The organism is Kistimonas scapharcae, assembly GCF_039540975.1.
GTDB classification, from domain to species: Bacteria; Pseudomonadota; Gammaproteobacteria; order Pseudomonadales; family Endozoicomonadaceae; genus Kistimonas; species Kistimonas scapharcae.
Genome location: NZ_BAABFL010000372.1, coordinates 1 through 10,449 on the forward strand (window position 1 = coordinate 1; position 10,449 = coordinate 10,449).

Sequence of the window (10,449 nt, forward strand, 5' to 3'; positions counted from 1 at the left end):
ATCAGTGTTCAAGACTTACCAGAATGGGTGTTCAAGAGTTACCAGAATCGGTGTTCAAGTTGTGCCAGAATACGCACCACCTGCGGATCTTTGATGTCCAGGGCCTTACGGGTATCCATCTTCGCCAGCAGGCGACCAAAGTTATCACGTACCCACTTCTGGTTATCCTGGCCATTACAGTTCCACAAAACGACCGGCGTCCCATTGCTGGTGCCAGCACCGGCAGCATCCACACACAGCTCAGGATTCAGGGCAGAGCGAATCTCCTGTTCCTCGGTGTAGAACCAGTACTGGGAGGCTGCAGCATGACACTGCCAGGCATGAACCGGTACACCGGGTTCAGCACGGCGATCCTCGATATCCAGACAAACACCATAGCTGGAGAAAATCAGCTGGCTGGCCGCCGTGTCCTGGGCAGGCAGTTCCGGCATACTGCGTCCATCCGGCACCCACTGACCTTCGTTGGCGCGATCATTGAAATTGATCCAGACGGCCTGGCCATTAGCGGCATCCTGCAGGCGACGGTTGTGGTATCCGCTTTTCGGCACACCAAAGGCAAAGTAATTGCCGAATTCGGTCTGACAGCTCAGCTGGCCGACATCAAACGTGCCGGTGGCACTGGTGATGCGCCAGTCGCCACTGCGCTCATCCTGGCAGGCAAAACGGTACTGCTTCGCACAGCTGTCGTCATTCCAGCGGCCGTCCGGACGTTGCACGGCACAGTCCTCACCGCTGCCGTAGTCATTGGGCTCACCACCGCCCCAGCTCCAGACATTGCTGTAGAGACGGGCATCATTGGTGGTCATCTTATCATAACCAAAGAGGCCAAAGCCGCAATCGGTCAGGGCTTTCGCCTGGTCCGCATTCAGCTTACGCCCCAGGCCGACGCCAGTGGCCAGGTTGGTCTGATCTTCATAGAGACGGGTGAGGCGCTGGTCCATCTGTTCGGCACTGGTGCCACCGAAATCACAGGTGGGATAACCGGTGAAACGGCCATCAAACACTGACTGGTTGGAACGGATAAATCCATGGTTCAACTGCTTGATCGGGTGGCCGGACGGCGCGCCATCCACCCCGATCAGTACAATTTGCTTACCCTGAGACAGAATCTCCATCGGGGTCAGCTGATCAGGAAACGCCGCACCTTCATAAGCTACCGGCAGCATCAGCTCGGTCAGCTGGCCAAAGTCGGTAAACATCTGGTCATAGCGACCATCGGCATGGTCCTCAACATAGAGCACCAACACTTCATTCCGGTTTTCCGGACGGCGCAGCCACTGGTTGATTTCGTTGGCGGCTTCACTCAGGTACTGGTCTTCCACATGGCAGAGGGTATGACACAACTTGATATTGCCACTCGGCCCGTACCACCAGGTATCAATCTCAAGCATGCGGACGCCAGCCTCAAGCTGGGCCGTCATAGTCAGGTAATGGTTGGGGTCAGACAGGTGAAGCGGATCACTCCCTTTGTAATCTGTGGCGTTGTAACTGTTATGGGTACCGGGCGACTTGAACTTGCCCAGCGGTTCCCAGAGGGTGAGTGTGCGCTGATCTTTCAGTCCCTGCTTCAGCCAGGGGTCCTGACTTTCAGCCTGGGCGGTGGCCGTCACTGCGGTCAGGGCCAGCAGTGATGCCCAATGGCGGATTGTTTTTTTCATAGGCCGTAACTTTTATTGTTATTAGGTAACCTTAACCAGTAAATACCGTCACCTGACACCCATCAAACGCCCTTGTTCGAGTTGACACTCAAAAAAGTCAGAGATGAGATTACCGCGGAGGTATTCAGGGTATATGGCAGCATAAGGAGCCTTTGTTATTGTTCTTTGGACAGACTCTTCGATCATCGGAGCATCATACTTCGATCGTTGTCGTATGAGGAGCACAATCAAAGTAGTACCATAGTCTATATATAAAAATGAATGGTGGAAATCCCCACCACACAATATTCAGCGATCAGAGATTGCCTCCACCTGTTGTTAAGCCGTCACGCTGTCAAGGTCTATCCTTTTATTGTTGAATGCTTTGATTGTCCGCAGAACAAGCAATGGTTCAGGATCCATCGTATCAGCACCCTGTTGTGGATCACTACTCAGGCATCATTGTCAGGAAAAGTTTCATGGATGGAAACGATAGCACCCGTTCAGACAACGCAGGAAGGCCACAGATTTCAGCGGCATTTCGCAACACGAGCTTTGACCGCTCATTTAATTGCCTGAAGGGAGTCAAAAAAGCCTTTTTCCGTATAGTCAATAAGATAGTGCCCAAGCTTATTCTGAATATGCTCTTGCCGGTTGATACCGAGCGGATTCGTAAAGGGTTGAGAGACAGAGGCATTCGTGTCAATGATAAACAACAGATACGCCAAATTGCCGATATCATGCAATCGAGGGTTTGTATTGGTATGGAAGATGTTCTGGGAGTGATCGGTACCGGTTACACTCTGGTGCCCACCACCTGTAGCTGCCAAATAGCAGGCATCGCCTGTGACTATCAACTACCGCAACGCGGTCGCTTTACCCCAGTCTTCTATGATCAAGACACGACAAATCAACCGCCAGCAGCCATTGTCAATGCCGGTTCACTGGATGGGCATATTGGTGGCGGCGGCCTGAATAAACTATTTGCATCGGTTGCGCCGTTTGCGGGAGCACCTCACCGTAAAAGATTGTTTAAACGATCACTCAATGAACGTCTCCATGACCAAGCTGCCGGTGAGGGCCATATCACAACATATGATTTGAGCACCCGGGATTCAGGCATGAAAAGCGTGACGCTCTATAAAACGGAAAGTAACCATGCGGGTTCAGTGGCTGTTTATGAGTACAGCGAACACCCTCACGGCAACACTGCCAACCAGGCCATGGTTTATGTCATCCCCCCGAGACGCCTTGACTACACGACTGACAAGGCATTTCTTACTGCTGTTGAACAAACTGCCACCAACATGATCACTGTATATAACCAATACGCCAGTCAAAAACAAAACAATCACGAAGCGGTTCCGGAGCTGCATATACACGCATTCAGTGCTGGCAGTTATGCAGGGCCTGTCTCTCCAGCAGTGATCACCAAAGCCATATTGAAAGGTGTTCACGACAAATGCCAGGCACTTGCCAAAAGCGGTACGCTACACATTCCTAAAATGCGATTTTCAGCGCCTTTTGATCACACACTCTCTCATTTCAGCACTGACCCACACTATTTGGATTCAACCATTCCTATCGCTATTGACCCGTCCCTGCCTGTAGATGACAAGGCATTTTTAGCCTTTCTCAATGGTGACGGTCAAATCAACGGCCACACCAGACAAGTGGTCAGCCATTACGCGTTTTCCAGGCTGGAGACTGCCCACAACTACATCCAGGCCGTATTTCCAAACAAAATCCAGGGCCTGGCAGAGGCTCCATTGCTGAGTCCTACGCTGCTCAATGTATTAAACGCCGCAGAAAACGAAGGCGCTTTAAGAAAATATATTGAGGATATGCTGGTTCACACGCTACTGCCTTTCTGGGGTATCCGACATGAATCGACCCTCGCAAATACCGCTGAGTTAGATTTTTCACAAGGTCAGTTTTCTATTGATAATATTCAACAATCAACGGTATGGCGAACGAAAAACACTGATCACAACCATCGCCGTATAACGCGGGTGATTCATTTTCTCATGGAGGTCGGTTATCAAGACTATGCACAAAAGCTATGTCAGTTCATGCAGGAAAAACGGAGTGAAATGCGTCTTCCGCCAATAATGCACTGGAATATTGCCGCCAAACTCCCCCCGCACACGGGCACATCATTATTTTGACCTGAACTCTACCACCACGACTCTTACCGGCCTGCGGCCTTCGTTGATATCTCCGTGCAACTCACCAGGAGGGTCAGCCTCAAGCCAGTAGGTCTTGCCTGTCTCTAGTACCAGTTCACCGGATTTTTCATGGTTCTCATTAACCAATGTCAGTACACCACCCTCCAGTACAACGATGGCCCGCGGATAATCATGGCGATGCAGTTTCAATGGCTGGTCGGGCATAATCACCGTTTCCCACGCACGGGATAGAGGGTTTTCATAATGCAAGGTACGGCGAGTCTGTGTTTCAGTGCTACACCCTGCCAGCACCAACATTAACCCTGCCACAATCATTAACGGCTTTATCAGCATTGACACTACATTGAGCCCCTATCGGTTGAATCATTTATTGGAAGAGGAAAAGTAAAAATAGACAAAAATGTTTAAGCTCACCATGCATAAACGCTGCATTGTTGTATCCGTTAACGCTTTAGTTATTTGAGTTAACAATAAGCGCGATGTCCTGAATAAAAAAACGTCCACAGTGTCAATGATTAAAAGGGATACCCTCTAAATAACAAACGGACAAATCTATTGTGTAATACATCTTCCACACCACTCCCCCCAGTCCCTCCTGCATCATCACAAGGATGTCAGACCATTCATTGCCAGACAGGCCGAACCGAGAGCAATACACAAACGGGCTGGAGTTTCTTCACCCATTGCATGAAGACAGTGCCAAACCCCACGTATTATCTCACCAGAGCATGGCCACTGACACTCGTCAGCCTTCTTGCGATTATCGGCCGGTCAGTAGCAGGCATGTCTGGGGCAGACTCCCGAACCTTGCCTGTAACGAGCCACTCTCCTGATCAATCCCTCGCCCCTTTCACCGGAATGGCTCACTGCCTCGATACATGTCACTTTAAGCCAGCCTGGCTGGACAATGATGATATCGAGTACGATGACTCGGGTGAATTCGATGATGAGACGCTTGAGCTTGATGAGGAGGCGGCCTGGTTAAATGATGATGAGTTTGAGCCTGATGACTCGGCTGAACCCGATGATGAATCACTTGCATACGATATGGAGACAGACCAGACATCTGACACCAAGGTTGCATCACCCGATAGCAATAAAGAAGTACTGCTGGAGCGTAGCAAACGCCAGACCACTCTCCCCCGCTGGCGATCTGTTCCAGTACTGCGGGAACCCAACCTGCATCGGTTCAATGCCTCAGAAACAACTGCTGATGGCAACTATATTCGTATCGGTATCAAACCGCCTGACCGCTTACAGGAACGCCCGTCATTAACCAAAGGAACCGTCTACAAGTTCAAAATGGGCGACCATCAAGACAATACCCTGCCCAAAACCCCTGGTGCGGTATGTCCTCCCACCAGCGCGGGCCATAGCCACCAATGCAAAGGACGGGTCGAGCTTCAGGGCTGCTTCATCAAAGACACCGATCCGCCGTTAACCCCTGAACAACATGCACTGAAATTGGCCTCCAGAACGTTGATCAATGACTGCAGCCAACAAATTCCCTATGGCAGTCATTTTTCCATGGCCATGGAGGTTAAATTTCTCGTGAGTGCTCCCGCAATCTTTGTGCAGGTTCATGGCATGCCGGACCATTTTTCATACACATTTCCAAACAGTACCCATCCTTTTTTACTGCCTCTGAATATTCCGCATAAACTGTACGAAGAGTTCATCGCTTTAGGCGCAACCGTCGAGAAGGATGGTTACCCCACGGCCACAATCTCTATCAAAAAGATAGGTGTTGAGCACTATGTTATTTTCCAGGTGCGTTCCGTATACGCAGCCTACACACCTAAAAGTCTGCGTTGTAACACTCAGGCTAGGCTCCGCACACTGAACAGGGCAAAATGCTGCCATGGTAATATGCAAGACGTCAGTTATGTCTATGCTGGAAAGCTGGGTCGGGATCTATCCCTGACAGGGTGGAATCGGCTTGCGTTTGAACTGAAGACCAGCCGCTACAATGCAACCTTGCCAACACCAGGTCACGTGCAACTCTGGATTAATGGCAACATGCAAATCAACACCAACGTATTTCTGGGTCGAAATGATGCGCCTGAACGTGGAGGTAGCGGCATGTACCACAAATTCGGCATCTACCGGACCAATTCAGAAGAGCCTATCCAGCTGCAATTCAGGAATGTAAAAACGGGTCATGCTATCAGTGACGTTGACGCGCGGCTGGCCGTCACACTGCCCCCCATCAATGTACAGGGCACCTGCTATCCGTTACCCCCAACCTCAACAACGACTGCCATGCCTAATATGACCGTTTCGACGACTACAACGCCCTCAACCACAACCTCACCATTGCCCAATACAACCGCAACATTGATGAGTACCAATGCCACTGCCCCCAATCACAGCATGACATCGACAATGGCATCACCAGTAACAACAGCGTCTGTTATGAATACCACACCCTTGCCCATGTTTAATAACACAACAATGCCATGGTCAAATGACAACAGTACGTCACCCGTTACCAATGTCATGTCAACACCACTGTACGGAATGAACGCTACTAACATTAACGATTGCAGCGACGCTTATAAATACCTGTTCATTGGCAGTGTCATACTGAATAGCATATTTATATCTGCCATTAGCGGCCTGCTGTGTGCAACAGGAAAAATAAAAACACAAACAACACCAAAGCCATCACATACAAGCACAAGGCGAACAATCGAGATACGGGAAGATGAAATGGAGCTACAAGTACTCACCAGCTCTGCCTGTTAACCACGCGACACCATACATTAATTCAGAACAAGGAAATACCAGGCAAACTGGCTAAGAATGATACCTTAACTGAATGAACAGCAAGCCATACCAACGCCTACCCCTTAAACGATGAAAAGCACTATGCCAGAACAGCCAATACTGATGACTGAGCGCCTGCAACTCCGGCCATTTCGACAGTCAGACGCCAAACGAGTCCAGCAACTGGCAGGCGATCACCGTATTGCCGATGTCACCCAGAATATCCCCCATCCATATCAGGACGGCATGGCCGAAGCCTGGATCAGCACCCATGAGTCCGTCTGGCAGGCGCAATGCGCGATTATCTATGCCATTACCCAAGGGCAGGCGCCGGATGTGATCATCGGCGCCATCAGCCTGATTAACCTGACAACCCTCGAGGCAGAGTTGGGATACTGGATCGGCGTACCCTACTGGGGTCAAGGGTATTGTAGTGAAGCGGCTCAAGCCATCATCCATTATGGCTTCAATACGTTATCGTTACAGCGTATTTACTGCCACCACCTCCTCCGTAACCCTGCATCCGGACGTGTTATGCAAAAAGCTGGCATGCACAAGATCAGCAACAGACCTGCGAGTATCTGCAAGAATGGCGTGGAAGCAGCGGTTGAGGATTATGAAATCCTGAACCATCGTTAAATTTACCGGCAGGCACGGTTATCCCCCGGGAAGTAGGTCTTGGCATGAAGCGACTGCCAGACACATTATCGTCTGAAACATGATTGTGACATCCTATTCACCATACACCTTGCCGGATCATGAGCTCTGACCATCTGCCCCTGTGCAGCCATCTCCTTTTTCAGATCCCACAGGATCTGTTCAGCCAAAACTTATCTGACAGCGTATTGGTGGAGGTTTTATCTATCAATCGCAGGAAAAAGTTTTCGTTTCTAACAGAAATACTGACTGGACTATCCAAAAAATAATAACACTGAACTAACCACAGGTTGAATGGTCTGAAATGAAATCAGTAGATAACTGTCAATATTTCTAGTAATCACACAATGCTGGCACACGATTCAACCGCCAAGGGACAAACGGGATGAGCATAAGAACAACCACGGTTAACAGAACAGCATTTTGGCAACGACCTACATTCAACAATGACGCCATGGAAACGAAACGATTTCGGATCCGGTACATACATGACTCTGACCGTTTCTTACGTGAACTACGTCAGTTCATAAACAACGTAACCACTCGTATTTTTGATATAGACCACCTGAACCTGACCAGACAGCCATTTCACTCCTATCCGGTCAAACATGCTGATACCGAGACCAAAGGCAGCACATCCTCCACCTTCCATAAGAATGACAATTCGCCCCCCCCATCCAGCAACTTTTGTCTAACAGGGGCCACCTATGCGGAAGGTAGCGCATCGGGAGGCTCTGCCTCCCCACCAGAACCACCGCCCGATCAAGTGGCGAAACAGATACTGAATGAGAACCAGGTACTGGTAGACCGCCTGGTGAATGCCGCTGAATGGGGACAGACAACCCCGGTGATCAACATTCTTAAGCAGCATGGCATCACACTACTGAAAGCACACCACAGCAATAGTGGCAATACTGCGCTCCATGCTGCAATTGCACATAACCAAACGCAGGTCGTTGGCGCGATTATTCACGTAATGGCCTTAATGCAAGTAGAAAGTATTAATCTTGTTTCGTTATTAACCGCGGAAAACCACGAAAAAGAAACCCCGTTAGAACGACTTCCCAATGCCCCCCTGATGCGACATGAATTACTGGCTGGATTATCCCCTTTATGGCCATTCTGTCATGCACATCACAATTTCACGGACATGCAGCTGAGGCTAGAATGCGGTTGTCGCGTCTGTGATCTCTGTATACCCGCCCAAAACAGCAAGGATGCGCCCAAATGCAAGCAATGCAGGCAGACACTGGGTGAAGGATACTGGAAACCCGACCCAAGGCAGAGTGAAACAAGAGCGCACATTCACAACTACGCTTCCCTCTTTGTAGAGGCCGAACTGAAAACCTGTACTCATTGTCATCGTTTTCCTGCTTTCCCTCCTTACAGAGCCGAATGCGGACATACATTTTGTCAGGATTGCCTTAGTTCTACTGATGACACTTGTCCTGGATACACTGACAGCAGCCACGCCTGCCAACGGCCGTTGGCAAATTGCATCCACGATAAAGACGCAGCTGACAAATTTGTTAGACTTTTTTCATCACGCAGCCCTTACCTCCAAGGATTGGCTGACCAGCTCAGGCAAAACCTGGATATTCCTTGTGGAACAACGACCGCTTGCAGGATGAAATCTGTCTCAACACCCAATCAAACGGATATTGGAGCATCAGACATATTTCCCATGCCATCATCCTGTCTGGCTGTTTTAACCCGTGATTCGGGCAAGCTAGGCTGTCAAAATGAAGACCGACCTCCTAGTACCAACAAAGACATAACCATCGCCGACAACCGCCACTATAAACTCTACAGTGAGCTAGATAGCGATCATATTGATTATATTGAACAACTTGAATACCGTATTTTGACCGGTGATGAAGCACGAGCAAAAATATCTGGCAAGCTGGATTCGGCATTAAGGAGAGCACTCTTTCAGCAACAGCGAGAGCGAGAAATGGAACGAGAATCTGAAACATCCTTATCAAGGCAATGTTTATTCCTGCAGGCACCCACTTTAAACCCAAAACTGGCATTACAAGGCCCGATACAAGGTACAATCACTATCGGAGATATACCGTTCCATTACCTGACGCGAATAACATCATCAACGGTAGGCGTTGCCTATTCCGTAGGAAAAAAACGGAAACACAAGCCTATCGAAGACAAATATATAGCCGAAACATTCACTATTAAGGTCTTCGGTGAAACCATCAAGATAGACATCCACGGTGTCTTTGATGGAAGTGGTAAACCTGATTTTGCCGAGTATGCGGCAAACAATATTACTATCTATCTCACTAAGCGACTTGAGGAATTCATCCACAAATACGGCTTTACCGATTGGGCGATCAGAGAAGCATTAAAAATTGCATGTGTTGATATCAATCGGACTTGTCATCGCACCTCATGCGGTACGACGGCGAATTTTGCCCTATTCCTAAAGGGCACACTCTGGCTTGTTAACGTCGGAGATTCTCGTGCCCTATGGGTTGACCAATACGGCCAAGTCACCCAATTGAGTGAGGATGCCAAACCCAATATTGATCGTTTTAAAAAGTCGATTTTGAAACGTGGCGGTTACGTGACATTTGGGAAAGACCGTGTACCCAGGGTTAACCAAAAGCTCGGACCGGCAAGATATTTTGGCTTTCACGAACTCAACGGTGTGGTGAGTGCTCGCCCTACCATCGTGAAAATTGATTTACACGGAATTGCAGGCTATCTGGTTCAGGTAACCGACGGCCTTACGGATGTTGCCTCTACCCATACACTAGGCAAGCAAACCTATCAGTACTATGTAGAAAACACCTCTCCTGCACTCATCGCAGTAAAGCTTAACATCAAAGCTTTTTTTGCCGGATCACTCGATAACTCAACGGCTGTCGTTACTGATCTGGCTAAATATTCTGGCAGGACTAACACTGAGGAACACGCTTAATATTTGCTCTCATCTACCGACTATTTATCGGCATTCCTTCACTGACTTTTCTTTTCCAGCACAAAACCAGATTTCCCCACCTCCGGCCAAACAACAACGGTTATGACTCGAAAAACGATAATAAGTACCCAGCCATAAATAATCTCATATTTTGTTGGCTACAGCCCGCAGGGCGTGGGCTCCTTAACTCCCGCTTAACGATCTGAAGAAGTAAGGCTAAATTGAATGAAGAGAGCGTCCCCTGTGCTCTTCAGGCAAA

At 49.0% G+C, this 10,449-nt stretch carries 6 protein-coding genes; 4 read left to right on the plus strand and 2 right to left on the minus strand.

Annotated elements, in window-relative coordinates; all coding sequences use genetic code 11:
* Nucleotides 1-38: 38 nt before the first annotated feature.
* Entirely contained in the window at nt 39-1,658 is a 1,620-nt protein-coding gene (locus ABD892_RS13460; protein WP_345196295.1) for a phosphatidylinositol-specific phospholipase C domain-containing protein, read from the minus strand.
* A 458-nt stretch (nt 1,659-2,116) separates the two neighbouring features.
* On the opposite strand from ABD892_RS13460, the gene ABD892_RS13465 reads away from it, so the two are divergent.
* Nucleotides 2,117-3,805, plus strand: coding sequence for an opioid growth factor receptor-related protein (locus ABD892_RS13465; protein ID WP_345196296.1), 1,689 nt, complete (start codon nt 2,117-2,119; stop codon nt 3,803-3,805).
* On the opposite strand, the gene ABD892_RS13470 is transcribed toward ABD892_RS13465, so the two are convergent.
* Complete coding sequence (locus ABD892_RS13470; protein WP_345196297.1) at nt 3,797-4,159, minus strand: hypothetical protein; 363 nt, start codon at nt 4,157-4,159, stop codon at nt 3,797-3,799. The genes ABD892_RS13465 and ABD892_RS13470 overlap by 9 nt on opposite strands.
* A gap of 450 nt (nt 4,160-4,609) precedes the next feature.
* Here ABD892_RS13470 and ABD892_RS13475 point away from each other — a divergent pair, with 450 nt between their 5' ends.
* From ABD892_RS13475 to ABD892_RS13485, 3 genes are all read left to right on the plus strand, one after another.
* Entirely contained in the window at nt 4,610-6,574 is a 1,965-nt protein-coding gene (locus ABD892_RS13475) for a hypothetical protein (RefSeq protein ID WP_345196298.1), read from the plus strand.
* Between the two features lie 123 nt (nt 6,575-6,697).
* On the plus strand, nt 6,698-7,234 hold the full coding sequence (locus ABD892_RS13480; RefSeq protein WP_345196299.1) for a GNAT family N-acetyltransferase: 537 nt from the start codon (nt 6,698-6,700) through the stop codon (nt 7,232-7,234).
* Nucleotides 7,235-7,637: 403 nt separating this feature from the next.
* Nucleotides 7,638-10,190 (plus strand): protein phosphatase 2C domain-containing protein, encoded by a 2,553-nt coding sequence (locus tag ABD892_RS13485; protein WP_345196300.1) that lies wholly within the window; start codon nt 7,638-7,640, stop codon nt 10,188-10,190.
* The last annotated feature ends 259 nt before the right edge of the window (nt 10,191-10,449 follow it).